At 69.3% G+C, this 25,205-nt stretch carries 25 protein-coding genes and 1 pseudogene; 8 read left to right on the forward strand and 18 right to left on the reverse strand.

Translation table 11 applies throughout. The features are described 5' to 3' along the window. Positions 1-7 precede the first annotated feature (7 nt). Positions 8-139, forward strand: a pseudogene (locus ACFKCF_RS42540) (LuxR C-terminal-related transcriptional regulator); the annotation flags it as partial. Here the strand turns inward: ACFKCF_RS42540 and ACFKCF_RS42545 are convergent. The 7 genes from ACFKCF_RS42545 to rplK form a co-directional block, all read right to left on the reverse strand. Next, a complete protein-coding gene (locus ACFKCF_RS42545) occupies positions 103-564 on the reverse strand; it encodes a lasso peptide biosynthesis B2 protein (protein ID WP_394501036.1) in 462 nt (153 codons plus the stop codon). The pseudogene ACFKCF_RS42540 and the gene ACFKCF_RS42545 sit on opposite strands and share 37 nt — an antisense overlap. Next, positions 561-818, reverse strand: a complete 258-nt coding sequence (locus tag ACFKCF_RS42550) for a lasso peptide biosynthesis PqqD family chaperone (RefSeq protein WP_394501037.1) — start codon at positions 816-818, stop codon at positions 561-563. The genes ACFKCF_RS42545 and ACFKCF_RS42550 overlap by 4 nt, the downstream gene beginning before the upstream one ends. Next, positions 815-2,665 carry a lasso peptide isopeptide bond-forming cyclase gene (locus ACFKCF_RS42555; RefSeq protein WP_394501038.1) on the reverse strand — a complete coding sequence of 617 codons (1,851 nt, stop codon included), beginning with the start codon at positions 2,663-2,665 and terminating at the stop codon, positions 815-817. Before ACFKCF_RS42555 ends, ACFKCF_RS42550 begins: the two co-directional genes overlap by 4 nt. A 4-nt stretch (positions 2,666-2,669) precedes the next feature. Next, positions 2,670-2,777, reverse strand: coding sequence for a keywimysin-related RiPP (locus tag ACFKCF_RS42560; RefSeq protein WP_394501039.1), 108 nt, complete (start codon positions 2,775-2,777; stop codon positions 2,670-2,672). 269 nt (positions 2,778-3,046) lie between these two features. Next, positions 3,047-3,586, reverse strand: coding sequence for a hypothetical protein (locus tag ACFKCF_RS42565; RefSeq protein WP_394501040.1), 540 nt, complete (start codon positions 3,584-3,586; stop codon positions 3,047-3,049). Positions 3,587-3,805: 219 nt separating this feature from the next. Further along, on the reverse strand, positions 3,806-4,222 hold the full coding sequence (locus ACFKCF_RS42570; protein WP_394501041.1) for an HIT family protein: 417 nt from the start codon (positions 4,220-4,222) through the stop codon (positions 3,806-3,808). A gap of 42 nt (positions 4,223-4,264) precedes the next feature. After that, positions 4,265-4,690: a 50S ribosomal protein L11 gene (rplK, locus tag ACFKCF_RS42575; RefSeq protein ID WP_355194027.1), complete on the reverse strand. Its 426-nt coding sequence runs from the start codon at positions 4,688-4,690 to the stop codon at positions 4,265-4,267. Positions 4,691-4,735: 45 nt separating this feature from the next. Between rplK and ACFKCF_RS42580 the strand changes: the two genes are divergently transcribed. Further along, entirely contained in the window at positions 4,736-5,626 is an 891-nt protein-coding gene (locus ACFKCF_RS42580; RefSeq protein WP_394501042.1) for a MerR family transcriptional regulator, read from the forward strand. A 33-nt stretch (positions 5,627-5,659) separates the two neighbouring features. On the opposite strand, the gene ACFKCF_RS42585 is transcribed toward ACFKCF_RS42580, so the two are convergent. After that, positions 5,660-6,454: an inositol monophosphatase family protein gene (locus tag ACFKCF_RS42585; protein WP_394501043.1), complete on the reverse strand. Its 795-nt coding sequence runs from the start codon at positions 6,452-6,454 to the stop codon at positions 5,660-5,662. A gap of 271 nt (positions 6,455-6,725) precedes the next feature. On the opposite strand from ACFKCF_RS42585, the gene ACFKCF_RS42590 reads away from it, so the two are divergent. Together ACFKCF_RS42590 and ACFKCF_RS42595 are read left to right on the forward strand one after the other, a co-directional pair. After that, a complete protein-coding gene (locus ACFKCF_RS42590) occupies positions 6,726-7,217 on the forward strand; it encodes a hypothetical protein (protein WP_394501044.1) in 492 nt (163 codons plus the stop codon). Positions 7,218-7,381: 164 nt separating this feature from the next. Then, positions 7,382-8,062 (forward strand): hypothetical protein, encoded by a 681-nt coding sequence (locus ACFKCF_RS42595; RefSeq protein ID WP_394501045.1) that lies wholly within the window; start codon positions 7,382-7,384, stop codon positions 8,060-8,062. Here ACFKCF_RS42595 and ACFKCF_RS42600 read toward each other — a convergent pair. After that, positions 7,974-9,926: an NACHT domain-containing protein gene (locus tag ACFKCF_RS42600; RefSeq protein ID WP_394501046.1), complete on the reverse strand. Its 1,953-nt coding sequence runs from the start codon at positions 9,924-9,926 to the stop codon at positions 7,974-7,976. The two genes, ACFKCF_RS42595 and ACFKCF_RS42600, sit on opposite strands and share 89 nt — an antisense overlap. Next, positions 9,927-10,868 carry a class 1 isoprenoid biosynthesis enzyme gene (locus ACFKCF_RS42605; protein ID WP_394501047.1) on the reverse strand — a complete coding sequence of 314 codons (942 nt, stop codon included), beginning with the start codon at positions 10,866-10,868 and terminating at the stop codon, positions 9,927-9,929. It lies immediately after the preceding gene. A gap of 511 nt (positions 10,869-11,379) precedes the next feature. Here ACFKCF_RS42605 and ACFKCF_RS42610 point away from each other — a divergent pair. Next, positions 11,380-12,435, forward strand: coding sequence for an NBR1-Ig-like domain-containing protein (locus ACFKCF_RS42610; protein ID WP_394501048.1), 1,056 nt, complete (start codon positions 11,380-11,382; stop codon positions 12,433-12,435). Positions 12,436-12,489: 54 nt separating this feature from the next. On the opposite strand, the gene ACFKCF_RS42615 is transcribed toward ACFKCF_RS42610, so the two are convergent. From ACFKCF_RS42615 to ACFKCF_RS42635, 5 genes are all read right to left on the reverse strand, one after another. Continuing rightward, a complete protein-coding gene (locus ACFKCF_RS42615) occupies positions 12,490-13,443 on the reverse strand; it encodes a SpoIID/LytB domain-containing protein (RefSeq protein ID WP_394501049.1) in 954 nt (317 codons plus the stop codon). Positions 13,444-13,479: 36 nt separating this feature from the next. Then, positions 13,480-14,373 (reverse strand): peptidase inhibitor family I36 protein, encoded by an 894-nt coding sequence (locus tag ACFKCF_RS42620; RefSeq protein WP_394501050.1) that lies wholly within the window; start codon positions 14,371-14,373, stop codon positions 13,480-13,482. 49 nt (positions 14,374-14,422) lie between these two features. Then, the gene (locus tag ACFKCF_RS42625; protein WP_394501051.1) at positions 14,423-15,268 is read right to left on the reverse strand and encodes a peptidoglycan-binding protein; all 846 of its coding nucleotides are present in this window, start codon (positions 15,266-15,268) and stop codon (positions 14,423-14,425) included. Positions 15,269-15,649: 381 nt separating this feature from the next. Continuing rightward, positions 15,650-16,306, reverse strand: a complete 657-nt coding sequence (locus tag ACFKCF_RS42630; protein WP_394501169.1) for a response regulator — start codon at positions 16,304-16,306, stop codon at positions 15,650-15,652. A 59-nt stretch (positions 16,307-16,365) separates the two neighbouring features. Beyond that, complete coding sequence (locus ACFKCF_RS42635; RefSeq protein WP_394501052.1) at positions 16,366-17,493, reverse strand: sensor histidine kinase; 1,128 nt, start codon at positions 17,491-17,493, stop codon at positions 16,366-16,368. Between the two features lie 112 nt (positions 17,494-17,605). Between ACFKCF_RS42635 and lgt the strand changes: the two genes are divergently transcribed. Next, positions 17,606-18,424, forward strand: coding sequence for a prolipoprotein diacylglyceryl transferase (gene lgt, locus ACFKCF_RS42640; RefSeq protein WP_394501053.1), 819 nt, complete (start codon positions 17,606-17,608; stop codon positions 18,422-18,424). Between the two features lie 157 nt (positions 18,425-18,581). Here the strand turns inward: lgt and ACFKCF_RS42645 are convergent, their stop codons facing one another. Then, entirely contained in the window at positions 18,582-19,523 is a 942-nt protein-coding gene (locus ACFKCF_RS42645) for a lipase family alpha/beta hydrolase (protein ID WP_394501054.1), read from the reverse strand. Positions 19,524-20,536: 1,013 nt separating this feature from the next. On the opposite strand from ACFKCF_RS42645, the gene ACFKCF_RS42650 reads away from it, so the two are divergent. Then, positions 20,537-20,824 (forward strand): hypothetical protein, encoded by a 288-nt coding sequence (locus ACFKCF_RS42650; RefSeq protein WP_394501055.1) that lies wholly within the window; start codon positions 20,537-20,539, stop codon positions 20,822-20,824. A 432-nt stretch (positions 20,825-21,256) separates the two neighbouring features. On the opposite strand, the gene ACFKCF_RS42655 is transcribed toward ACFKCF_RS42650, so the two are convergent. After that, on the reverse strand, positions 21,257-22,441 hold the full coding sequence (locus ACFKCF_RS42655) for a cytochrome P450 (RefSeq protein WP_394501056.1): 1,185 nt from the start codon (positions 22,439-22,441) through the stop codon (positions 21,257-21,259). A 5-nt stretch (positions 22,442-22,446) separates the two neighbouring features. Then, entirely contained in the window at positions 22,447-23,859 is a 1,413-nt protein-coding gene (locus tag ACFKCF_RS42660; RefSeq protein WP_394501057.1) for a glutamate decarboxylase, read from the reverse strand. A gap of 862 nt (positions 23,860-24,721) precedes the next feature. On the opposite strand from ACFKCF_RS42660, the gene ACFKCF_RS42665 reads away from it, so the two are divergent. Continuing rightward, positions 24,722-25,042 carry an integrase core domain-containing protein gene (locus ACFKCF_RS42665; protein WP_394501058.1) on the forward strand — a complete coding sequence of 107 codons (321 nt, stop codon included), beginning with the start codon at positions 24,722-24,724 and terminating at the stop codon, positions 25,040-25,042. Positions 25,043-25,205: the final 163 nt, after the last annotated feature.

The following is a 25,205-nucleotide window of genomic DNA, read 5'->3' on the forward strand; positions in this document are numbered from 1 at the left end:
GCCGGGCCGCATGGCGATCAGCTCACTGACCGCGAAGACGCACATCAACCGGGCCATGACGAAGCTCGATGCCCGCGACCGCGCCCAGCTCGTGGTCTTCGCCTACGAATCCGGCCTGGTGGTCCCACGCGGCTCCTGATGTCCCCGGCGCGGGGCGACCGTGATCAAGGGAGCGAGATACCCCTCCGGCGTGGGCTCGTCCACCGCCCTGCCCTCCGCCTCGACCCAGGCGTGTGCCCCGAACGGGGGTCGTACCCGGACGCCCGTGCACCAGGTCGGCCACGAGCCCCGCATCCGGCACAGCAGCGCGGTGGCCAGCGACCGGGGAAGGCAGCCGTGCACGCCCAGGCAGGCGAGGCTCACCGCGAGCACCGCGTCCTTGGCGTCCTTGGCCTGGGCGTACGTGGCGGGCCTCGCGCGCCGGCTCAGCAGGGCGAGCACGGTACGCAGCCGCCGGGGCGGCAGCACGGCCAGCGAGAACGCCGCTCCCACCGCGATCCGCGCCGCCAGCCTGGCCCGCCACGGAATCCCCTGCGGCCGCTCCAGCGCGCTCGGAACGGTCACGGAGCCACCAACCCGGCCGCCCGCAGCTGCTCCAGCAGCGCCAGCACGTCCATCAGGGCGTCCTCGTGCCCGACCTCGAACTCCGCCGCCAAGGCCGTGGCCGCCTGCTCCGGGGTGTCACCGTCCAGCAGCCGGCGCACCGCCAGCGCGCCGCTCGGGTTGAGCTGCCAGAATTCGCCGTTGCGCTGGTTGAGAAGCACGATGCCGTAGTCGGTGTCGGCGGTGGACACGTCGGCGCTCAGCCGCAGGCTCATCGGCCGTCCTCCTTGTCGAACGGCTCCAGGGTCCGCAGCCAGACCTCGCAGCCGATGGTCGAGTACAGGATCGCCTCCCGCAGGCCCGGCGTGTCGGGGTGCGCGGTGAGGTCCTTGAGCAGGGCGGTGTCCACCAGCCCGAGCCGGGCCAGCCGGGAGTCCGCCCAGAGCGCCTGCACGTCGGGGCCGTGGCGACGCAGCCCTTCGGCGGCGTCGAGCGAGGCCTCCGCCTTGCTGGTCCGCCGCAGGCAGTCCTCGGGCACGACGCCGCGCATCGCGGCAGCCAGAAGGGGCTTGTAGCGCCACGGCGTCACCCGGTCCTGCGGGCGTACCGACAGGCAGGCCTCGATCACCCGGTCGTCGAGGAAGGGGGAGGTCATCGGCAGGCCCGCGCGGACGCTCATCTGATCCCACTGGCGGATGATCCGGCAGGTGTCGTGGATGGCGTGCAGGTCGGCGTGCTGTCCCCGGTCGGCTCCCAGCGGTTCGGCGTACGGGGCGGTCTCGGCGAGCACCTCGGCGGCCATGTGACCCGCGTCCTGCGTGATCCACGGGAAGAGCCGGGGTGGCGATCCCCAGCCCAGCGCGCCGGCCACCGGCGGCGCCAGCGGGGCGCGCAGGTCGGCGAGCGAGCCGGTCAGCCAGCGGCGGTAGGAACGGCGGTCGGCCAGCGTCCGGAACATCGGCCCGTACGGCCAGTGGAACAGCGCGCGAAAACCGCGTAGCCGCTCGATCGCCAGCATCGGCCGCCTGAGCAGCAGCCGGTGGTAGCTCGCCTCCGAGCACCAGGCCACGTGATCGCCGCCGATGCCGGTCACGTGCAGCCGGCTGCCCCTGGCGGCCAGGCGGGGCAGGTGCGCCAGCACCCTGGCGCGGTCCATGACGCCGATGGTGGGCTCGTCCAGCGTGTCGTCGACTCTCAGCAGGTCCTCGTAGACCAGTGGGGACTCCTCTGCCGGCCAAACCACATGCTCGACGCCGCGCGGGTGTGCCGCCGCGCGGCGGGCCCACGGCAGGTCGTCGTCGGCCAGGTCGCGGCCCGGCCAGGTGGCGGCGATGACCTGCGCCTCCTGCCGGGCGGCGCCCAGGAAGCACAGCGACGTGGAGTCCAACCCTCCGGACAGGTCGAAACTCACCGTGCCGCCCGCCTTGGTGCGCACGCCGACCGCGTCGTCGAGCGTCCGCCGGATGTCCTCGGCGGCGTCGGACAGCGTACGGACGGGCTCGGGATGCGTCCACCAGCGGCGGTGTTCCGCGGTCACCCCGTCCGGCCCGACGGTCAGGTGGTGGCCGGGTTCGACGGCGGTCACGGACGGCCAGAGGAGGAGGTGCGGCAGGGGGTGGGGCACGGGCCACAGCAGCCGTACGGCCAGGCGCCGCACGTCGAGCCCGGCGCCCGTGGCGGTGGCCAGGACGTCGGCGCGGTCGGAGGCGACGGTGAGGCCGTTCACACGCGCGTGGAAGGTCAGCCGGAGTCCGGACGCGGTGCCCTGGACGCGTAACCGGCCGTCCAGCGCGGCGACGAGGTGGAAGCTGCCGGGCACGGTCCGGGCCAGCCGGTCGAGGTGGGCCGGGTCACGCAGCCGGCTCGCCTCCGTGGCCAGCCGTTCGGCGTCGATCGCGCAGCGGCCGATCAGGGCCAGCCTGGTGGCGCCCGCCGTGGCCACCGTCAGCTCCTCGTCGGACCAGTGGCCGACCAGCCAGGGACGTCCGGAGGCGTGGGTGATGGTGCGGGCAGTCGCCGTACGCAGGGCCGCCGCCACGGCGGGCGCGGCCTCGTGGTCAGGGAGGACCACGAAGTACGCCTCGCCGTGGTGCGGCCGGCTCAGCATGCCGCCGTCGGGCATGATCTCAGTTCTTGCTGAAGATCAAGCGGTCGTTGCCGTGCCGTGCCAGGAGGCCCGTGACCTTGCGGAAGGATCCGGCCGCCAGAAGACGGGGCTTCTCGTAGCGCTTCATGCGATTTCCTTTCGGCTCGCTCGTTGCATTACACAGACGACTCTGCAGCGCCTGCGGCGCTTTCGTCCAGGCCAAGCCTCGAGTAACGCTATAGCGCGCTTTCTGCGCATAAATCGCCCAATAATGGTGCGGTCGGTGGGGTGACAAAACGTGCAATTGGCTAATCGGGTGTGCCGTACGGTCACAAAGATGTAGCAAAAAGTGTGCGATGAATGCCGTGCCCGGAAAGCTTCCCGGGCACGGCATTCATCATCGGCGGATCGGGCGACTCACCTACGCGTGAGGTCGATGAAGTCGGTGCAATTGTCAGGCCACTCCGGCGTCCCCTTCGTGCCCGGCGTCGGGAAGACCGTGCACCTGCTCTGGGCCACCTTGCCGCGCTCGTTCAGCACGGTGATGTGCACGGTGTCGCCTTCGTCGGGCGCGGCCAGCGTGATGTCGACCAGGCGGCCGAAGTCGCGCGGCAGCAGCGAGGTCAGGTCATGCCACTGCGGCATCGTCCGCGGGTCCCTGATCGCGACCCTGTCGTCGCGGATGACCCCCACGAACTTGACCGGCTGCCTCTTGGGGTCCTCCGGGTCGCCCTGGAAGGCCGAGTCGATCGCGCGGGTCGGCCTGTCTTCCTTGTCCGACCTCGGATCGGTGGCGAGATTGATCGTGGTCGCCGCCTTGGTGTCCACCACGCTGTGAACGCTGGTGACGGCCGTGGCGCTCGCCGACGCCGTGAACGTAAGAGTCGCGAATCCACTGGCCGCCGCCGCTGCCAGAGCAAAGGCCAGCGCGCTCCTGGTGCTTCGGTGATTAATCACCTGTTTTCCCCCTATAGGTCGGATTCGGAAGAATCGGACTTAATGCCACATCCCCCTGATGGTGCGAACTTGAGGTACCCGCTCGATGGCGGGATAACTCACACGGGGATCGACTTGGAGAAAAAGATGGAAATGATCAAAACAGGCGATTATCGAAATATATTTCTTGATGGGAGTGTCGCCGGAGACATCCGCGACGAGCTCGCCGAGCCCGGCAGCTCACGCAAGGGCTTCCCGGATCAGCGCCGCGTCCTGGTCGAGAAGCTCGCGCGACCGCTTCTTCCAGTCGGCGGTGACCACGACGCCGTCTCCCGGGAAGCGCGGCACCACGTGCAGGTGCAGATGGAAGACGTCCTGACCGGCGGCTTCCCCGTCGGCCAGGGAGAGGCGCACCCCGTCGCAGCGCAGCCCCGACGCCCGTAGCGCGCCCGACACGCGCCGCGCGGCGCGCCAGATCGCCGTGCCGAGCGCGTCGTCGGCCTCCGCCAGCCCGACCACGTGTACGCGCGGGATCACCAGCACATGGCCGACCGTGGCCGGCTTGTGGTCCAGGACGGCCACCACGCTCTCGTCCTCGTGAACCACGCTGGCCTCGGCGCGCCCGGCGATGATCTCGCAGAAAACGCAGACCCTCATGCCCATCATGATCTGGGCGGACAAGCTCCGCCGCACCGGGTTTTAGTCGCGGACGGTGAGGCCCATGGAGCGGGCCGTGCCCGCGACGATCTTCTCGGCCTGATCCAGGTCGGCGGTGTTGAGGTCGGGGAGCTTGGCCTGGGCGACCTCGCGGAGCTGGGCGCGGGTGATCCAGCCGCCGCTCTGGTGGCCAGGGCGCGGGCTGCCGCCGTCGAGCCCGGCGACTCGGCGGATCAGCGAGGCGGTGGTCGGCTGCTTGGTGACGACCTCGAACGACCTGTCCTCGTACACGGTGATGACCGCGGGGATCACGAACCCGCGCCGGTCCTGGGTCTGCGCGTTGTACTGCCGGCAGAACTCCATGAGGTTGATGCCGAGGGGGCCGAGGTCCTTGCCGACGTTCGCCGGGCCCGCCTCACCGGCCTGAATGTGCAGGGTGACGACCCTGGCTATCTTCTGCTTCGCCATGTCGGCTACGCTAAAGTCTCCAGTTACTGGAGACTCAAGGGAATTATGAGCTACACGATCGGCCGCCTGGCCAAGCTGACCGGCCTGCCCGTGAAGACGATCCGCTTCTACTCGGACGCGGGCGTGCTGCCCGAGCGCGAGCGCACTCCCTCCGGCTACCGGCTCTACGGCGATGAGGACCGCGCCCGGCTGGAGCTGATCCGCACGCTCAGGGAGATCGGGGTCGACCTGGCCACGATCCGCTCGCTCGGCGACCGCCGGCTGAGGGACGTGCTCGATCTCCACCTCAAGGCGGTCGAGACCCAGCTCAAGTCGCTCCAGCGGACCAGAGCGGTGCTCAGGGCGACCCTCGCCCGGGACGGCGATCCCGCCGAGGAGGATCTGAGCAGGCTCCACGCCCTCGGCCGGCTCGGCACGGCCGAGATGGAGATCCTGCTGGACGAGTTCGTGGACGAGGTCGGCGGCGACATCGAGCCTCGGCACGAGTGGCTGACCAACATGCGCGACTGCATGCTCCCCGAACTTCCCGAGGAGCCGACCGTCGCCCAGCTCGACGCATGGCTGGAGCTGGCCGAGCTGCTCGCCGACGAGGACTACCGCGAGAGCCTGCGCCGGCAGAGCGCCGGCTTCTGGGAGCAGGACCGGGATTTCGACGCCTGGAACGAGATCAACGCCCAGATCATGCGGGAGGCGCTGACCGCTTCGCGGGCGGGCATCGAGCCGGGCTCACCCGAATCCGAGCCGATTCTCGATCGGATCCTGGCGGTGATGGGGCAGAGCCGCGAGGAGCTGCGGCGCACGTTCGACGAACACGACCCGCGGGCGGCCAGGCTGTGGGAGCTGGTGTCGATCATCGAGGACAGGCCCTGGCCGGCGGAGCCCGGGATCGCGTACGGCTGGATCGAGGCCACGTTGCGTCACTTCCCGAGCACGTGAGACCACGTCGCGCGCACGGAGGATCGCGTGAGATCAGCCCAGCAGGAGCGGGCGCACGGTGTTCCAGCAGTTCATGTCCGCCGCGTTGAGCAACCCCGGGCGCGGGTCAGCCGGCCGATAAGGGTCGCCGTCCGGGCGGCGTGCCACACCGCCCGCCTCGCTCAGCAGAAGAACGCCGGGGGCGTGATCCCAGGGCAGGGTCCGCTGGAACAGGACGAAGTCCTGCTCGCCGTCCAGCAGCCGGGGATAATCCACGCCCGCGCAGCCGGTGCCCGGCCCCAGGGCGGCGAAGCGAGGCGTCGCGGCCTCGACCCGTGCCCTTGCCGGTGGATCGAGGAACCTGGTGAGCGCGGCCCCGCGTAGCGCCGCCGGATCGGCGGGAGCGGGCTCCCTGCGCACCCGTACCCCGTCACGCCAGGTCCCCGACCCGCGCTCGGACACATAGACGCGGCCTTCGGCCGGCCGCACGATCCACGCCGCCACTGTCTCACCATCGCGGACGAGCGCCGCCATCACCGCGTACTCGGAGCGCCCGGCAACGAAGTTGGAGGTCCCGTCCAGCGGATCGACCAGCCAGGCCGCCGGTGCCTCACGGAGGGTCGTCAATAGCCGAGGATCACCGGCGGCCGCCTCCTCACCGACGACCGGGGCATCCACCACGCCGAGGAGGCGACGGCTGATCAGCTCCTCGGCCTCACGGTCGGCCACGGTGACCACCTCGCCGGGCGACTTCTCGGCGACCTCTCCGTCGGCCAGCGCCCGGAACCGGGGCTGGATCGCGATCTCGGCGGCGTCGATCAGTATCTCGGTCACCTTGTCAATCCACATGATCACGACCATAGCTTTGACGTCTCCCGGCTGCAGCGCAGGGCACTTTGCCTGGCCGCCAGAGCGCCGGCAGAGCACCGAGAGTCCGCTCGCACGAGCGCGATGACGACCGGCACGGCCGGCGCGGCTATTTTTGCGCGGTCCTGCGAAAGCGCGAGGGCTACGTTTCCGGGGTGCACGCGAGCCGGTGACCGCCGCCTCGGCCGGCGACAGCGTGCGGCCCCTCGCGCGTCCGCGCGAGCGGGAACGGCTCACACCAGGAGAAACTCACATGACCAAGCCCTCAACCGTCCCATCACGCCGCCGAAGCCTGCGCCTGTCCGCGCTGGCCGCCGTCGTGGCCGCGGGCGCGCTGCTGGCGGGGAACGTCAACTCGGCCGAGGCGGTGCCACCGGAGGTGATCAGCCGGTGGGACAACGAGATCGTCCATTCCAACTCCCTCAGCCCCGGCTTCAGCGGGTTGCTGGGGACGGGCGCGTACACGATCACCGCGAAGCTGTACGCCGAGAACACGGGCGCCTCGGCGATCAACTACCTCTGCACGATCGGTACGGGCCCCAACTCGGACGGCGACATCACCGAGGTGACGCTGGCGCCGCACAGCAGGCACAGCATCTTCCTCAACGTCGTGCACAACTACCCCAGCACGGGACCGCTCAGCTTCGCCTGCACCAAGCCGGCGGGCGCGCCCCAGGTGCTGATGAGGCAGGTGAAGATCACCGCCGTGAAGGTGAACACGCTGGACAACCAGCCGTTCGGCTGACCGGCACGATCATCTGAGGCGAAGAGGGGCCGCGGCATCCGGAGGTCGCGGCCCTGCCGGCCACCCGCTCCTCACCGCCGGCCCGGAAACACCACCGCGGTTCGCCCGAGGAGACGTCCACGGCGTCAGTAACGCCAGGCGGCGTCTCAGGTGATACTGGCAAGATGCCGGTCACCTACGGGCCCGAACACTCCCGCCCCGACCTGCCGGTCCCGCTCGTGCCGCTGCGCGGGTTGCCGCTGCTGGTTCGCCGGGCCCTGGCGGGGCCGTCGCCGGAGCGCGCCCCCGCGGCGACGTTCGGCTGGGCGGTGGTCACCGCCGCGCTGGCGCTGGCGGCGACCTTCGCACCGCATCCGCTCTTCTCCGCCGCCACCTGGCTGACCGCGGCGTACGTGGTGGCGCGGGTCGTGATGCTGCGCCTGCTGGCGCGCGCCCAGCGCCGGTTCGAGCCGGCCTGGCTGGCCGCGCAGACGCGGGTGCTGCGCGGGCACGGCTTCGACATCCTGCGCTGTACGGTCGGCGGCCGGGTCTGCGACCTGACCAGGCCGGGCGACGTGGAGACGCTGACGCGCGCCGCGCCTGACGAGGAGGTGGTGCTGGAGTTCGGCTACCGGCCCGCGGCGGGCGGGCGCGTCGCGGTCGAACGGGTCCGCCGCAGGCGCGCGGAGCTGGAGATCCGGTACGCGCGCTTCGCGCCGGACAGCGGCCGGGTGCGCTTCCCCGAGGCGAGCTACGTCATCGGCGCGAGCGGCCGGGTCACGGTGTGGTCGCTGGCGGGGCAGGTGGTCCTGACCCCGGCGGTTCCGGCCGAGCTGCGGCCTGGTCCTGCAGGAGTTCGTGCCTGAACTGGTAGTAGGGCCCGGTGCGGCGCAGCACCCCACGCTTGTAGGCGTCGCGCAGGAAGGCCATCAGCCGCAGCGGCAGCACCCGCCGCGCCGCGAACCATACCCGGACGTCGACGAACCGCCCCCACGCGCTCGGCGCCATCATCGTGACGCCGTACCCCGCCGCGCCGAGCACCGCGCCATTGGCGGCGCTGATGAGCGTCTGCTGCCAGTGGCCGAGGGTGAGCAGCCACACGTGGTCCCTGACCCGCAGTCCGGTCTCCATCCACCAGCCGAGATAGGCGCCCATGGCGAGCCCGATCAGGCCGCCCGCGGCGAAGGCCAGCAGCACGGCCGCCCGGTCGTTGCGCAGGAAGCCGTCGGGCGTGCCCGCCTTGTCCACGTTGGCGGGAGCCAGGGCAAGGGAGGCGGCCAGGAAGCCGACCAGGAACACCGCGCCGTCAGTGAGCGCGTAGGTCACCCCGTCGTACAGCACCAGGACGATCACCATGCCGGGCACCACGCACACCAGGCCCTGGACGAGGCGGCGCAGCAAGTAGCGCCGGGTCAGCGTCTTGCGCAGCTTCGGCCGCGCCTCACGCGGGTAGTGCTGCCTGGCCAGCGCCACCGCGAAACCACTGGCCAGCCCGATCGCCAGGCCGAACCACCAGCCGACCGCCCCCAGCCCGAACAGCGCGGCCACGGCGGCGCAGAGCGGCCCGAAGAGGGCCATCCCGAGCACGGCCTGGAAGGCGGGGATCACCGCGCGGGGCAACGCGTGGTGCAGCTCCCACCAGGCCAGGTCGCGGGTCCCCCTGCGGTGCAGGAACTCGGCCAGGAACCGAAGGTAGCGGGCCGCCTCGTCGGGGCTCCAGGGTGGATCCGCCTCTGGTTCCGGCCGGTAGACGGCCGGCACGAACCCGGCGACCAGGCTCTGCCTGATATGCGCGGCCGTGCCGTCGATGCGCGGGGTGTGGCCGCTCTCGCAGGTGCGCGCCGCCAGGAAGATCATCAGCGGGGTGTCGAGGGCCTCGGCCAGCGGCCCCCCGGGCTCCGCGCGCAGCCGGGCGACCAGCGCGGCGGCCTCGGGCACGTCGCCCCAGCGCGACTCCAGGTATCCGGCGACCCCCGCGGCATCCACCGGCAGCAGCCGCACCACCGGCGTCCCGGCGAGCCTGCGGGTGAGGGGGCCGGTGAACGCCTCGACGCGGCTGGTCAGCACGTACGAGCGGGGCCAGCCCTCGTCGATGGCCCTGACCACTTCGGCACGGCGCGCCGGCGGCACCTCGTCCAGGCCGTCGAACACGGCCAGCAGGCTGCCGCTGCCGATCAGCCGTTCCAACGCGCGGGGAGCGGCCCGCAGGAACGGGTATTCGGCGGCCAGCCGCAGCGCCACCCACTCGCGCAGGGCCAGGCGCGGCTCCCACGACGACAGCGGCAGCGTGACCGGGATCGGCCGGTGCTGTCCCGAGACCATGCGCAGCGGGAGGAGCAGGCCGAGCGTGGTCTTGCCCGAGCCCCGCTCTCCCGTCACCACGACGGGCCCCTTCATGGTGAGGAGGTGGTCGGCCAGTTCCTCGATCGTTCCAGGAAGGACGCCGCCGGACTCGCAGCGGATCGGGATGCCGCGGCTGTCCCGGACGTCGCGGTTGCCCGCTTCCCGCCTGGCCGCCTGCATGACCTGGTCGGCCAGCCTGTCGGCCAGGTCGGAGCTGTCGTCCTGGGGACGTTCGCCGCGCAGGGTGCCGATGTAGGCCACGACGAGCGCGGCCGCGGCGATGACCGCCTCGACGTCGGACCAGCCGCCCACTGCGAGCCGTACGACTGCCAGGAGGACGAACGCCAGCGGGAGGATGACGAAGAACGCCGTCTTCAACCTGCGCATCTAGGAGGCTCTCTTCGGGGGGATGGCGTGGTCGCCGCCGGCGAGCAGCAGCCCCAGCGGGGTGTCTGTTCTGGTGACACGTTCGCGCCAGTGGCGTTTGAGCACGTTGGCCGCCAGGAGGAGAAAGAGCGTCGCGGCGAAGGGCCGGGCGGCGGCGCCCCCGTAGCAGGCTGCCAGCCGAGGCCGCAGGGCCAGCAGCCGGGCGCCCACCTCGGCCAGGCTCACCTCGCCCCGGTTGACTGGGGTGCCGATGCCGGCGCGCAGGTCGGCCTCCTGGTCGAGGTAGTCGTCCAGGAGCTGCAGCGCCTCGCCCGCCTCCATCACCGCGTCGCGCTGCACCACGCTCATGTCCGGATGCACCAGCCCGAACAGCACGAGGCCCGCCAGCCCGCCCTTCCCCCGAGTGATCTTGCCGAGCTGCGCCGCCGGGGTGGCGGGATCGCGCTGCGTGCGGGAGAGCACCTGGTAGTCGTGGAGTTCGAGCAGCGCGGTGTGCCAGAGCTCGCCGGGGGCACGGCGGCGGATCTCCGCGTAGAGCGCGGCCAGCAGGCGCCGGTGATGATCACTCGGCACGGCGGGCCCATCGGCTTTGAACAGGGACGCCACCCATGAGTCGATCGCGGGGTCGCCGCCGTTGTCGATCATGTCGTCGTACAGCCGGGCGACCGACCCGGCGAGCATGACCAGCTCACCGTCACACGTGCGGCCCGCCATCCTGGCGTAGGCATGGATGCCGACGTTGAAGCTCAGCGCGGTGCCGCGCAGGGAGTCGATCATCGCCCCGCGCTCGGGCTCGGGGAGCACGTCGCGGACGATCGGTTCCACGGCCCGCTCGAAGTCGCGTACGGCGTCGGGAGCGCAGGCGACGGCGTCCTTGAGCGCGACGGGAAGGGCGATCGCCAGCCGGGCACAGCGCAGAACGGTCAGTAGGTCGCGGATCACTACGCTCCCATCGACAGACGGTGAGCGCATGATGACACGGCACCGAGCCGCGGTAAATACGGCTGCGTCGCCCGTACCGCCCTGGGATCTGCATCTCGATTCCGGTGCTGGTCCAGCTATGCGGATTAAAGCCGGCAGAAATTGTCCCGGGCCTGCCACACCGGATTTCAAAGCCTGGCCCGAGCCACTCCGTTGCGTACTGTTCCGGTCACGGTAACGGACCCCGGGAGGGTGTTCCGGTCAACGTGGTGTCCGGCTCTTTGTAGTGACTCGACTCATATGCGTAATCGTCTATATCCATCACTATTGGGTGGAGGGTGTAGGTCTGAGGGCTTTTATCGGTCTCCTTTGCCGCGTTCGACCAGGATGCGGGCCTGTTCGGCCTGGTGCGCGGCGCTTCAAGACGCGGCGGGCATGAGCGGTGCGGCCTTTTGCGCGCCCATGTCGCCTGGTTTCGCACCGATTCCGGTTCGGGTTGAGTGAAGACCGTGGGTGCTGTTACCTTCGCACGGTGGACGACAGGCGTGCACGGGCGGAGATAATCGAGGACTTTGCGGCGACTCTGCGTGAGCTACGCAACGCAGTCGGCAACCCACCTTTCCGTGAGATGTCCGGCCGGTCGGGGGCGATTTCTCACACCACGTTGCACGAAGCCACCAAGGGTAACCGGCTCCCGAGTTGGGAGACCACCGTCGAATTCGTCAAGGTGTGTAATGCGGATCCGGCCGCGTACCGCGAACTCTGGGAGAGAGCGAACCGGGCGGTCAGATCGACGAGCGCGGGGGATCCCGCGATCCGCGTGGACGCCTCGGTGGACCGTGCGCCTGATGGACTCGCGGCCTCCGTCACAGGCGCCGCTGAGCCTCGTACCGTGCACCTCGCCCTCGGGTCACCAACGCTCCGGTCGGCCGGCAAGATCTCGGCATCCGTGCCCATGCCGTCGCCACCGTCCGACGATTTCGCGGGCGACGTGCAGCCTCCGCGTCCTGCGCAGGGAAGCGGAGCACGATTACGGCTGACCCTGCCGGCCGCGTTCGCGACAGCGGCTGTCATCGTGGGGGCGGCGGTCCTCGTCGTGGCGGTCGTCAATCGCGGCTCCAGTCCCGAGGGACCCGGCCCGAGCCCGACCGGCAGCCCATCGATTGCCGCGCTGTCCCCGGCCGACTGCCCGGTACGTTCGACCAACCCGCCTTGGGCCCCGCCGTTGCACAAGGGTGACGCGGCCGTGTTCATCGAGGACGTCACGCTTGCCGACTGCACGCGCGTCGGTCCCGGCAAGATCATGACCAAGGTATGGCGGCTCAAGAACGCCGGGACGGTGCCGTGGAAGGGATATTCGCTGCGTCGCCTCGACCTCGCGCAGCAAGCCGACCACTGCCAGACCATCTCCGACGTGCCGATCAAGGACACGCAACCTGGCGAGACAGTCGACATCCGGACCGACATCACCACGCCCAAGAAGCCGGGCCTGTGCTACGTGCGATTCAAGATGGTGGACGCTTCGGGAGCGGTCGCGTTCCCCGGAAGCCGGCCGATCAACTTCCAGATCATCGTCGACGGACTCTAGTTCCCCGACGTGCGTGGCACGCCGGGGAACCGGAGCGGGACGGTCTCAGGGGAGTCAGGAGCTGAGAACGATCCCTGTGTAGTAGTGCTGAAGGATCCTGGAGTAGCTCCAGCCCGCTCTGGCCTTATCGCGAGAGCCGTTCTGCGACATCCAGTCGCCGTCGACCCAGTTTCCGCACGCCGTCGTCGTGGCGCAGTACTGGGCTCGGAAGATCTTCCCGTTGCGCGTCAGCCGGGCGCCCCAGGTCGCGTCCACCGCGGCGCTCGTCACCGCCTTCGCGGAGCCCGGCTTGTACACCTGACTCGACGTGTGGTCGTAGACGTCGAAGCAGCGGCCGTCTGCCGTCTTGCGGTTGGAGTGCAGCGCCCAGTACCAGCCGAAGTTCTTCACGGCCATCGCCCCGGCCTTGAGGGACTCGCTCGGCCAGCTCGACACCCACTCGTTGGGCAGGACGTTCTTGACGTAGGTCTTGAACTCCACCCGCTCCACGCGATCGAGGGACTTGCGGTACACGAGGATCGTCGTGGGCAGCTTGGTGTCCGTGCCGTCGGTCTTGCACCCGGTCGGCGTCGGCGACGTGGAACTCAGGAACTCGTGCGAGGCGTTCTGGTTCTTGAGGGTGGAGTTCAGGTTGCCCTTGGCGCCTGCGGCGAAGTCCTGGTAGACACCGGTGTGGCCGCTGTTGAAGTAGACGCGGACGGTTTTGCTGCTGCGGTTCCAGACGGAGGCGGCGGCGTTCTTGATGCATTTGCCCTTGCCGTCGCCGGGGCCCTTGAAGTCGTAGCAGGTGGGCTGGGTGGTGGCGTAGTCGTCGATCGATCCGGTGAAGTCGGAGACCGATCCCTGGTTGTTGCTGTTGAAGTAGTAGCAGAACTCGCCGGTATCGCAGACGCCGTCGCGCTCTGCGGCCGAGGCGGGCGATGCGGTGCCGAGGACCGTCCCGCCGAGCGCCATCGCGGCGGTCGCCGCGGCCAGCCGCGAGATCAGCCGGACAGTTCGTAAAGGCACAGTTGTCTTCCTCATCTTGTCGGTGGCCGCGAAGCGTTATCGGATGCTGTAGCCCTGGGAGTTCCAGAACGAGGTCGGGTTCGGGTTCTCCAGGTGCGGGTCGCCGACGCTCTTGGCCGCACGCGTCTGCTGTCCGAGACGCATCTCGACGTGGGTGTGCGCGGACGAACGGCTCGACACCCCGTGCCACGACTCGGTGGCGATGACCTGGCCGCGGCTGACCTGCTGGCCCACGCGCAGGGAGGACAGCGGAGCGGAGTGCAGGTAGATCACCGTCTTGTTCGCTGCGGCGTTGTAGACGGCGATCGTGGAAAGTCCCGCCCTGCCGGTGGATCCGCGTACGACGTTGATGACCTTGCCGGCCACCAGGTTGTAAACATTCGAGCCGATGCCGCGGGCGATGTCGATGCCTTCGTGCCGGCCGGAGGTGGAGGTGTAACCGTCGAAGCCGCAGGTGATCGTGGCGCTGGCCTTGTAGAGCGAGGTCGACATGTTGCTGCGCGACGGTGATGACGACGGGCTGAACTGGTGCGAGGCGTTCTGGTTCTTGAGGGAGGCGTTCAGGTTGCCCTTGGCGCCTGCGGCGAAGTCCTGGTAGACGCCGGTGTGGCCGCTGTTGAAGTAGACGCGGACGGTTTTGCTGCTGCGGTTCCAGACGGAGGCGGCGGCGTTCTTGATGCATTTGCCCTTGCCGTCGCCGGGGCCCTTGAAGTCGTAGCAGGTGGGCTGGGTGGTGGCGTAGTCGTCGATCGATCCGGTGAAGTCCGAGACCGATCCCTGGTTGTTGCTGTTGAAGTAGTAGCAGAACTCGCCGGTATCGCAGACACCGTCGCGCTCTGCGGCCGAGGCGGGCGATGCGGTGCCGAGGACCGTTCCGCTGAGCGCCATCGCGGCGGTCGTCGCGGTGAGGATCCTGGTGAGCGTTCTCATGCTGTTCTCTTCTCTGTTTGCGGGGTCTGGATTTCGGATGGATGAGCAGTCAGCGACGCCGGTACTCCTCCCAGGTGCGGATGGTCACCTTCGGGCCGTCGTCCGGGCCGCGGCCGGCGAGTCCGTTCAGGCCGAGGTAGTAGTCACCGATCTGGTGCTGGGCCTGGCCGGACAGGCTCGTGTCGCTGATGGCGGCGGCGTGGATGTGCCACGGCCAGTCGTCTTGCTGGGGGCTACGCAGCCATGCGGCGAAGCCGACAAGGCGCAACGCGCGGACGGCCGCGGTGCGGGTGGCGGAATTCATCCCCTTGACCGAGATGTCGACGACGCCGCCGCCGTCGTGGGTGCCCGCGGACGTGGGGTCGCCGCCGGGGTTGTACGAACCCTGATCCAGCTTGAGCTCGCGGCCGAGCAGCCGATTGGCCTCCGCCAGCATGTTTCGCGTGCGGGTGTTGACGACGAAACCGCCGATGGACACCCGGGCGCCCGGGTCGATGATGTCGGTGACCTTGAAGCGGCCGCTGCCGAGCTTGGTGAGCGACGTCTTGCCGGGCAGGCCGTTGGCGTCGAGACCGCTGAGGCCGAGCGACTTCTGGTAGTTCGCGTAGGCGGCGACCGTTGTGGTGCCGAAGTAACCGTCCACCCACTTCGCGTCGAGAAAGTGCCGGTCACGCAGCGCCTGCTCGACCAGGAGCACGCTGGCCTTGGCGCCCGGGGTCAGCGTGCTGTCGGGCCGCCGCGGGTCGATCTGGGCCGCCTTGACGGCGGCTTCCATGTTCAGGCTCGGAAGGGCCTCAGCGTCAGCCTTCTGCGCCGCCGACGCCTCGGACACTCCGGTCAGCGAGGCGAACAGGGCAGCCGCCATGAGGGCGGCGGCGCATGAGGGCAGCTTCATCGTTACTCCTGGGTCAGGGGTGCTGGGCGATTCCTGTGTGACGGAAGCCAACGTTTCGGTTCGGCTCACGTGTCCGCTAGAAGATCGGTGTTGTCAGCCTGTTCGACAGGCTTTTCCGTACGGGCGCACGCGCCGTTCGACAGGTGGTCCGATGGCGAGAAACGCCAGCTCAGACCGGTTGTGACGCGGTACGTGGGCGCGCGTTCGCCAGGACGGCCCCACAGCTGCCCGAGGCGGCCACGTACGAGTTCCCGAACCCTTCGCGAACGGCCGGCGGGGTGCGGAGTCCGGCCATCAGGAGCGGCTGCGGCGGCCGGCTCGGGCGCGAAGGGACCCCGGCTTCGCGCGAGTGCCCGCCGCTCAGCTCATGGCACCCTACGGCTAGGACCGCTCCTGGCCGCCAAGGCGGATGATCCCCCGCGTGGCCGCCACGGTCACGGCGGCGGTGCGGTCGTCGACGTCGAGCTTGGCGAAGATGTGCAGCAGGTGGGTCTTGACCGTGGCCTCGCTGATGCACAGGTGGGCGGCGATGGCCTTGTTGCTCATCCCCTGGGCGACCGCGCCCAGGACCTCGATCTCCCGGCCGCTGAGGGCGCCGGGCGCGTCGGCGCGCGCCCACGACAACACCCGGGTCGCTATCGCCGGCGACAGGGCGCTCTCCCCTCGGGCCGCCGCCCTGACGGCGTCGAACAGCTGCTCGCGGCGTGTGTCCTTGAGCAGGTAACCGATCGCTCCGGCGTCGATGGCACGGGAGATGTCGCTGTCGGTGTCATAGGTGGTCAGGACGATCACCCTGGCGGCGGGGTCGTGCTCGCGGATCCGGCTGATCGCCGTGGCGCCGTCGAGCTCGGGCATCTGCAGGTCCATCAGCGTGACATCCGGCCGCAGGTCACGCGCCAGCCGGACCGCGTCCGAGCCCGAGACCGCCTCGCCGACCACCTCCAGGTCGTCCTGGGTGCCGAGCATCGCCCGGATGCCGTCACGGACCACCGGGTGGTCGTCGGCGATCAGGACCCGGATCGCGCCCGGCTCGGTCATCGCGCCTCGCGCGGCCATCGCATCCGGCGCGGCCGCCGCACCCGCCGCATCTCGCGCGGTCATCGTGCCACCGCCGGGAGGCTGGCCACGATCGTGGTGCCCTCCCCGGACGCGCTTTCCACGAGGAGCGTGCCGCCGAGCTGCTCCATCCGCTCAAGCATGATCAGGAGGCCGTGGCCGGCGCCGGCCCGCTCGGGATCGAAGCCGTCGCCGTCGTCGTGGACATCCAGCACGACCAGGTCCTCCATGTACGACAGGGTCAGGGTGACCTGCTCGGCGCGGGCGTGGCGGCGGGCGTTGGCGACCGCCTCCTGCGCCACCCGCAGCAGTTCCACCTGGATGTGCGCGTCCAGGGGCCGCAGCGCCCCGGTGATCACGGTGTGTGCGTCGATCCCGGTCTCGTCGGACAGCCGGCCCGACAGCCGCCGCAGGGCCTCCGGCAGGCCGCCGTCGTCGAGCTCGCCGGGCCGCAGCGCCCGCACCACGCGGCGGCTTTCCACGAGGTTCTCCCTGGCCGCCCGCAACGCCTGGGTCAGGTGCCGGTCGTCCGGCAACCGCTCCTGCGCCGCCTCCAGCAGCATCACCACGCTGGCGAACCCCTGGGTCAGGCTGTCGTGGATGTCGCGAGCCAGCCGCTGCCGCTCGGCGGCCACGCCCGCCTGCCGTTCGGCGGCCGCCCGCGCCTCCTGGGCGGCCTGCAACTGGTCGATCAGCTCCTTGCGCTCGGCGCTCTGCCGGGCCACCGAATAGAAGTACCCGACCGAGGCGGCCGCGCTGATCGCGATCAGCGCGGTGATGGCGATCTCGGTCCAGGTGATCGACCCGCCTTCGTGGTAGCTGTGCCACAACCATCCCCCGGCGCACGACAGCACCGCGACCAGCCCGATGCGCACCGCGTCCAGGCAGTACGGCACGAGCACGCTCAGGCAGACCACCAGGAAGGACGAGTCGATGGCGATCAGCCCCAGCCAGAGCAGCCCGCCGCCGACCATGTACGGCAGGGGCACCTCACCCGCAGGAGGCGTGCGCAGCACGAACCACACCGCATACCAGGCGGCCAGCCCGGCCACGAGCGCCACCGGCAGGACCTGACCCACCTCCATCAGCGGCCCGGCCGAGGTCAGCACCAGCCACGAGGCGAAGAAGGCGTGTTGCCACCGGCGCCGGGACCGCTCCCAGGACTCCACAGCACCGACGATAATCAACCACCCGCCGGTCCGGCATCAACCAGTCGACTGACCCGGCGATCGGTGTCCCGCTCGATGTGCGCGCGGCCGCACTGGAGCAAGACTCGACGGCGTGACAGCCATCCCCAGCCCGTCCCAAGCCGTCTGGTACCTCGGCCCGCTGCCCATCCGCGCCTACTCCCTGCTCATGGTGCTCGCCGTCGCCGTCGGCATCTGGGTCACCCAACGCCGCTGGACGGCCCGCGGCGGCGAGCGCGGCGTGGTGGGGGACATCGCCACATGGGCCGTGCCGTTCGGCCTGATCGGGGCGCGGATCTACCACCTGGCCACCGACTGGCAGCAGTACTTCGGCCCCGGCAAAAACCCCCTGCGCGCGTTCGCGATCTGGGAGGGCGGGATCAGCATCTGGGGCGCCGTCGCCGGCGGCGCGCTGGGCGCGTGGCTGGCCTGCCGCCGGCGCGGCATCCCGCTGCGCGACTTCGCCGACGCCGTCGCGCCCGGGATCGCACTCGGGCAGGCGATCGCCCGCTGGGGCAATTGGTTCAACCAGGAGTTGTACGGCAGGCCGACCACCCTGCCCTGGGCGCTCGAGATCGACCCCGCCCACCGACCGGCGGGCATGGAATCCACGGCCACCTACCACCCGGCCTTCCTTTACGAGTCGCTGTGGGACCTGGGTGTGGCGGGGCTCGTCGTCTGGGCCGAGCGGCGCTTCCGGCTGGACCGTGGCCGGGTGTTCGCCCTGTACGCCGCGGCTTACACCACCGGCCGCGCCTGGATCGAGTGGCTGCGCGTGGACCCCGCCCCTCTCGTCCTGGGGCTGCGCTTCAACGTCTGGACCGCGCTGCTGGCCTTCGGGGCGGCGGTCGCCTACCTGACCGCCACCCGCCGGACGCCGACTACTGACCCCCGGCCTGCGGGACGAGGCTGAACGGGCCCTCGGCGCCCGCCGCCCAGGGTCCGAGGGTGCGCGTCTTCGTGGATCAGCCCGCCGAGGCGGTCACCTCGACGACCTTGACATCGTCCTCGGCCGGGCCGGGAAGGCTCGCCGGTCGGCATCCCTCGGCCGTGCCGATCGTCGTTCCAGGCTACTGGGCCTGCTGGTCGTACAGGCCGTCCAGCATCCGCGGCAGCGGGGCGGGATACGAGCCCGCACCCTCCTCGCTGAACTCCCCTCCGTACGACGCCTGCCAGTCGCCGGTTGAGGTGTTCCGGATGGAGGTGTGACTCAGCGTGCCACCGTCGGCGTTCGAGTCGTAGAGCGCCCAATGGTGGGCAGTGCGCTTGTTGGTCGCCGAGTCGGCGCTGACCGTGTCGTCGTGACTCGAGGCGAGGAAGGTGTAGTCCGTGCCCATCTGGGAGAGCGGCTGCTTTCCCAGCCAGCTGATGAAGCCGCTGCCCGGACGCATGTCGCTGCACTGCTCGTGGGTGAGGGCGCACGCGGTCACCACCGCGCTGCCGATGCCCCGGTGTGGGGTGGCGAACGTGACCATGTCCTCGATGTACAGGAATGGGGGCCAGTCTCTGGGCCACACGGTCGCGCCGAGGTTGTTCGGATCGACGGTCAGCCCGCTCAGGTCGGGCGGCGGCTTGCCCACGCCGTACCTGTTGACGCCTTCGATGGCGGCCTTCGCGACCAGACCGCCCATGGAGTGCGTCACGACGTCGATGGCCACGTCCTTGCTGGAGTACAGGTAGTAGACGGTCCACGCGAACTGGCGGCCGACCTCCTGGATGCGCGTGTCGGTGGTCCCCTGGAGCCTGAGGTCGCAGTTGGTGGCCTTGTTGTAGTAGCCGAAGGTGACGACGTCGCCCCAACCATTCGCGTTCAGCAGGTTCTCGGCGCTGTTCCACGCGCCCGAGCAGCTGATGTCGGCCTCGCGGTCGAACCCGTGGACCATGACGGTGATCCGGTGCCCGTTGCCGCGCGCGGGCGCGGCTGACGCGGCCGGTGCGGTGGCGATCAGGGTGGCCGCGACCATGGCCCCCACTAAGGACAGGGCAAAACCGGACCTGGCTAATTTGGGCATCCACGGTCTCCGTTTCCGTTAGGCCGGAGGCAGAGTAGCGCGCAGACGATCATTCTGTGAATCAGTTGGACCTTGGGATTTCGCCGTTCATGCCGGCTCGCACGATCCGGTGCGAAGCGCTTCCAGCTCGCTGGCATCCATCGCGGCGGCTGCGCCGAAGCCCGAACATCGTGGCGGCTGCGCCGAAGCCCGAACATCGCGGCGGCTGCGCCGAAGCCCGAACATCGCGGCGGCCTGCCGGGACCGCATGGGCCGTGGCGCCGAACCAACGCTGCCGATGCTCCCGCGTTCCGGACGCCGTGGCACTGCTCGGGATCTTCGTCGTGAAAATGCGACCAGGCGGACTTCCGGATCATGATGATCGGGAACCGCAGGTGGGAGTGGGAGGGCGCCCGGGGGCTCGAACCCGGAACCTACGGATTAAAAGTCGACAGAAATTATGCCGAGCCGTGCCGCGCAATGACTCAAAGTGTCACTCTATCCGCAAATGCCGCTTTCAAAATGCCCAAGAACGCCGTCCGGTGCCATGCCATATCAGGTGCCGACGAGCATGCAACGAGCAACCGTGGGGCGGATGGCATCCCTTGACCATTCTCACTTTACGTTCGATTGGTGAGCTGACTTCCTGGATGGTTGCTGTCCGGAGAAGGGCTTGATCCCGTGCCCGACAGGCAGGCGATGATCGTTCCGAACGAGTGCATCTGGGACGGTTCCGGCCGCCGCAGCCGCAGCACGAGTACATGCCATGGCCGGTCGGCCGAGATATCGGCAAGGTGTCGCTGGTGTTGGCTGTGCAAGCCGGATGACCTGCGCGGATGGCATTATCGGCAGGCACGCTCCTCCCGCGATCCCCTTGCCGGTCGACCTCGACCGGCTCAGGGCGGCGCTCAACTCCGAGCGGCCGGTCCGCGCGGTGCTGGCCGCGCTCCTGGCCTTCCACGCGCTGCGCCCTTGCGAATTGCGAAGCCTGCCGCTCACCGACATCGTCGACGGGCGTCCGCATCGGCGGCCGGGTGATCGCGCTGGCCGCCGCCGTCCGCACCCGGCTGGTGGCCTGGCTGGACGAACGCCACCGACGGTGGCCCAGAACCGCCAACCCGCACCTGTTCATCAACACCGACACCGCCGTGTTGACCACATCGGTCAGCGCCTTCTGGGTCAACGCCAAACTCGGCATCTCCGCTCAGACCCTGGTCGAGGGCCGCGTCCTCGACGAAGCCACCGGCGACGTTCGCAGGATCTGCGACCTGTTCATCACCGTCGAGACGGCCTTGCGCTACGTCGGCCTTCACGACGCCTGAGTCCCAGTGCGCGTCCGAGAAGGATGATCTTGCGGTGGGAGCTATCCATGGCATCTCGGGTTGACGGCCTTCCTCCTGCATCACCCAGTCTCCGAGCCGGACGGCCTGGTACTCCCAGGGCTGCGGCGGAGGCCGCCACTCTGGGGTCGGCGGCTTGTGAGAGTGGACCACCGCGCAAGTAGCGGCTCCCCGCAGTGCTGCGGGGAGCCGTGCGAGCGGGCCGCGAACACCTCTCCGTCCGCTTCACCGATGCCACAGCGCCATCACCGACTGGACCGCCGATCCGGAAAGCCAAGAACTGATCCCGCACACACCTTCGATGTAGACCTCAACACCATGTGACCCTGTCGGCGTACTTGATGTCCCGGCTCACCACATCACGGACCGCTGACAAGCGAAGAGGTCGCAGGTCGCTACCGCCAATTTCTGCACTCAGCTTCCACGGGTCGGATCGCGGATGCGGACATGCAGGTTCGTCAGCACGCGGAATTTCCAGCCGTGCAGGTTGTGCGGCTGTTCGGGGTCCAGGGAGAGCCGTGGGTGTTGCTCGAGTAGCACGTCCAGCAGGGCCGTGATGATGGCACCGACGACTGGGGCGGCGAGGCATGCGTGGCGGGAGTATCCGAGGCCCAGGTTGGGGAAGGGGTCCCGGTTGATGTCGAAGGTGTCTGGGTCGGTGAAGATGCTCTCGTCCCGGCCTGCCGAGGCGATGGCCGCCATGACGGTCGCTCCGGCGGGGATGATCTGTCCGGCGAGGAGCACGTCTTTGGTCGCGCGGCGGCTGAGCGCGCCGTTTGGTGATAGCCAGCGCAGCGTTTCGTGGACGGCCTTGCGGATAAGGCGCGGGTCATCGCGGATGGCCTGCATTTGCGTGGGGTGCTGGAGCAGCGCGAGCAGCGTGAGCCCGGCGCCGGCCGCCGGTTCCAGGAACGCCGAGAGGATCTCGATGAAGGTGGGCATGATGTTCTCGGCGGATCGGACGGTGTCGGCCGGGCAGCCGCTGTGGAGCAGCTGTGACAGGACCGAGTTGTCGGGCCGGTCTGTGGTCTGCCGGGCGAAGGGCTCGATCGTCTGGCGGATCTCGGTGGCGGTGGCCACCGCCTGTTCGTGTACGGCCGGGTCCGCCGTGAAGTTGCTCATTCCGGCGCTGAGGTTGCGGGCCCAGCGTATGAGCGTGTCGGTGTCCACGTCCGGCAGGCCGATGAAATGGGCGAGGGCGGTGCTCGCGGCGGGTTCGAAGTAGCTGGACATCAGGTCGTCCTGGCTACTGAGCTTGGTGGCGTACGGTCGTGCGGCCTCGCGGGTGACTGTGGTGGCCCGTTCGATGCGTTCGTGGGCGAATCGCGTGTCAACGGCGGCTCGCAGATCGGCGTGGGCGTCGCCCTCAACCTTGAGTACGGACCGTTCCCCGAATATCTGCGTGGCCAGCGAGGGGAAGGCGCTGGTGTACGACTCGTAGGCACTGAGGACCTGGCGCACGTCATCCCAGCGGGTGACCATCCACAGGTCGAGCTTCGGCAGCAGGACGACCGGCGCTTCGCGGCGGAGCCTGGCGAAGATCGGATAGGGGTCACTGCCGAGCTGGTCGAAGGTGATGGACGCGGCGAAGTCGTTCATCGACGTCACCCTCCCGTCGGCACACCGGGCTGCTCGGCGGCCGCCTCGTCGCCGGCGCGGCGAGGGCGCGGAACCGGATTGTTGCGCAGGTACTCGACCTCGGTGCGCACGTTAGCCAGCAGTTTGGCGGCGATGTCCTGGCTGAAGCCGTTGCGGATGACGAAGCGGATGACGGCTATGTGCTCCAGGTCGGGCGGCAGGTAGTACGTCGGGGCCTGCCAGCCGTGCATCTTCAGCCGGGCGGCCAGGTCGAAGACGGTGAAGCCGTCGTAGCCGGGGGCGGTCCGCACGGCGAGCACCGGCAGTTCCGAGCCGTCGGCGATGAGCGAGAGCTCAGGGAGTTTCGAGATCTCCTCACCGAGGTAGGTCGCCACGTCCCGGCAGGTCTGCTGGACGGCCCGGTAGCCCTCGAAGCCGAGCCGCAGGAAGTTGTAGTACTGCGCGACGACCGGGGCGCCGGAGCGGGAGAAGTTGAGCGTGAAGGTGTCGATGTTGCCGCCGAGCAGGTCGCAGGAGAGCACCAGGTCCTGCGGCAGTGCGTCCGGCTCCTGCCAGACGATCCAGCCGACGCCGGGGTACACCAGACCGAACTTGTGCCCCGAGGTGTTGATCGACTGCACCCGGGGAAGCCGGAAATCCCACACCCTGTCGGGTTCCAGGAACGGGGTAATGAAGCCGCCCACTGCCGCGTCCACGTGCAGCGGTATTCTCAGCCCGCGCTCGGCCTCCAGCCGGTCCAGCTCGGCCGACATCTGCTCGATCGGGTCGTACTTGCCGCATTGTGTGGAGCCGAGCACACCGATGACGCCGATGGTGTTGTCGTCACAGAATTCGCCGAGCCGGGCCGGGTTCAAGGTGAAGGCCGGCTCCTCGATCGGTATCCAGCGCGGCTCGACGTCCCAGTACTGGCAGAACTTCGGCCAGCAGGTGTGGACGGCAGTGCCCATCACGAGGTTGGGGTTGGCGGTGGACAGCCCGGCCGTCCGGCGCCGCTCGCGCCATTGGAACTTCATCGCCAGCGCGCCGAGCATGGCCGCCTCGCTGGAGCCGCCCGTGGAGCAGCCGACGCTGGAGCCGTTCGGGTCGCCCCACAGGTGATCGAGCATGTTGACGCAGCGCGCCTCGATGTCGGCCGTCTGCGGGTACTGGTCGTGGTCGACGAGGTTGCGGTCGAGGGTTTCGGCGATGAGTTCGCGGGCCTGGGGCTCCATCCAGGTCGTGCAGAAGGTGGCCAGGTTGAGCCGGGCGTTGCCGTCGAGCAGGAGTTCGTCGCGGATGAGCGCCTGGGCCGCTGTGGGATTCATCGGGCTGGCCGGCATCTTGAACCGGGGCACGCCGCCTTCCGGCACCAGCCCGTTGTAAAGGGGGTTGACATCGAGTGATTCTTGCCACCGGTCGGATTCGACTCGTCTGAGCATGAGCTGCACCCCTCGAAAGAGCTTTACGCCACGTCAAACACTCACGGTAGGCAATTGTTTACTATGAGTCAATATTGTGGCCGCGCTGACGTCCACGTAGGTGAGCGTGTGGGTGCCCGAAACTCGGCCGTTGAGGCTGACCTGGGGGGTTGGTGTTCCGTTCTGGTGGGCATGATCGCTATCCATGGCGCTGCGGTTGCTTTATTTGATCTTCGTCCGGCTCGTGGGTTGGGTGGTGTTGCTGGGTCGCTCGCAGAGGTCGAAGGACGTGGAAATCCTTGCGCCACCAGCTCGCGGTGTTGCGTGGGCACGTGGCAAGGCCCTCGGCCGTCGTGGGCGGATCGGGCGGTGATCAGCGTGCTGGCGCGTCTACTGTCTCCAGCGGGTCGTCGGCGGTTGTTCGTGACGCCGGGCATGCTGTTGCGCTGGCACGCCCCCGCGCCACCATCTGGACCTTGGTACTTCGTCTGGCTCGGGGAGAATCCGCTGTGGGGTTAGCGGCGGATCGCCGGGGCACTCGCCGCTCTGGGCTACTGGGTGGGGGCTTCCACTGCGTGGCTGATCTTGAGGAAGACCGGCGTTGACCCAGCGCCGCGACGCGCGGGACCAACCTGGGATGAGTTCCTGCGTGCTCAAGCTGAGGGGATCTTGGCGTGCGACTTCTTTCACTACGACACCTTGCTGTTCAGACGCCTGTATTGCCTGGTCGTCATGGAGATCAGCACCTGCCGGGTGCACGTCCTCGGCGTCGCCGGGCATTCGACCAGGCCGTGGGTTGCACAGCAGGCCAGGAACCTGATGATCGAGCTGGGGGACAGGGTGGAGGGGGCAGGTTCCTCATCCGCGATCGGGATTCACCGCGATGTTCGACGAAGTCTTCACGGCCGCAGGCATTCGCATTCTCAAGTGTCCGCCTCGCGCTCCGCGGGCCAATGCGTTTGCCGAACGCTGGATCGGTGGCCTGCGCCGAGAACTTCTCGATCGGATCCCCATCGTTAACGCCCGCCATTTACGGCGCGGGCTGGCTGCGTACGAGGCCCACTTCAATGAGCATCGCCCGCATCGCTTCCTGGGCCGGGCCGCTCCGCTGCGAGCCCTTCCCGACTCGGTCGAGGACGATATCGAGGTCATCCGGCGTGACCGCCTCGGTGGCCTGATCCACGAATACGCGCAGGCCGCATAGGGCGGCCGAGTTCTTGGCACCCACAGGAAAGAACCGTGAACCTATTTCAGCCTCACGCGGCCTGGGGCCATCGACTGGTGCACGGGGAGTTGGTGCGGCTTGGCTTCCAGGTCAGCGAGGCGACCGTGCGGCGCATCCTGCGCTCGCGCCGTTTCGGGCCGGC

Source organism: Nonomuraea sp. JJY05 (genome assembly GCF_043496855.1).
GTDB lineage: Bacteria > Actinomycetota > Actinomycetes > Streptosporangiales > Streptosporangiaceae > Nonomuraea.

Coding starts and splice junctions, on each gene's coding strand:
- ACFKCF_RS42625 (WP_394501051.1), bottom strand. CDS start 15,268: ATGAAGCTGCCCTCATGCGCCGCCGCCCTCATGGCGGCTGCCCTGTTC.
- ACFKCF_RS42570 (WP_394501041.1), bottom strand. CDS start 4,222: ATGAGGGTCTGCGTTTTCTGCGAGATCATCGCCGGGCGCGCCGAGGCC.
- ACFKCF_RS42630 (WP_394501169.1), bottom strand. CDS start 16,306: ATGACCGAGCCGGGCGCGATCCGGGTCCTGATCGCCGACGACCACCCG.
- ACFKCF_RS42665 (WP_394501058.1), top strand. CDS start 24,722: ATGTTCGACGAAGTCTTCACGGCCGCAGGCATTCGCATTCTCAAGTGT.
- ACFKCF_RS42645 (WP_394501054.1), bottom strand. CDS start 19,523: ATGCCCAAATTAGCCAGGTCCGGTTTTGCCCTGTCCTTAGTGGGGGCC.
- ACFKCF_RS42655 (WP_394501056.1), bottom strand. CDS start 22,441: ATGAACGACTTCGCCGCGTCCATCACCTTCGACCAGCTCGGCAGTGAC.
- ACFKCF_RS42595 (WP_394501045.1), top strand. CDS start 7,382: ATGCCGGTCACCTACGGGCCCGAACACTCCCGCCCCGACCTGCCGGTC.
- ACFKCF_RS42585 (WP_394501043.1), bottom strand. CDS start 6,454: ATGTGGATTGACAAGGTGACCGAGATACTGATCGACGCCGCCGAGATC.
- ACFKCF_RS42600 (WP_394501046.1), bottom strand. CDS start 9,926: ATGCGCAGGTTGAAGACGGCGTTCTTCGTCATCCTCCCGCTGGCGTTC.
- ACFKCF_RS42555 (WP_394501038.1), bottom strand. CDS start 2,665: ATGCCCGACGGCGGCATGCTGAGCCGGCCGCACCACGGCGAGGCGTAC.
- rplK (WP_355194027.1), bottom strand. CDS start 4,690: ATGGCGAAGCAGAAGATAGCCAGGGTCGTCACCCTGCACATTCAGGCC.
- ACFKCF_RS42560 (WP_394501039.1), bottom strand. CDS start 2,777: ATGAAGCGCTACGAGAAGCCCCGTCTTCTGGCGGCCGGATCCTTCCGC.
- ACFKCF_RS42580 (WP_394501042.1), top strand. CDS start 4,736: ATGAGCTACACGATCGGCCGCCTGGCCAAGCTGACCGGCCTGCCCGTG.
- ACFKCF_RS42550 (WP_394501037.1), bottom strand. CDS start 818: ATGAGCCTGCGGCTGAGCGCCGACGTGTCCACCGCCGACACCGACTAC.
- ACFKCF_RS42660 (WP_394501057.1), bottom strand. CDS start 23,859: ATGCTCAGACGAGTCGAATCCGACCGGTGGCAAGAATCACTCGATGTC.
- ACFKCF_RS42590 (WP_394501044.1), top strand. CDS start 6,726: ATGACCAAGCCCTCAACCGTCCCATCACGCCGCCGAAGCCTGCGCCTG.
- ACFKCF_RS42620 (WP_394501050.1), bottom strand. CDS start 14,373: ATGAGAACGCTCACCAGGATCCTCACCGCGACGACCGCCGCGATGGCG.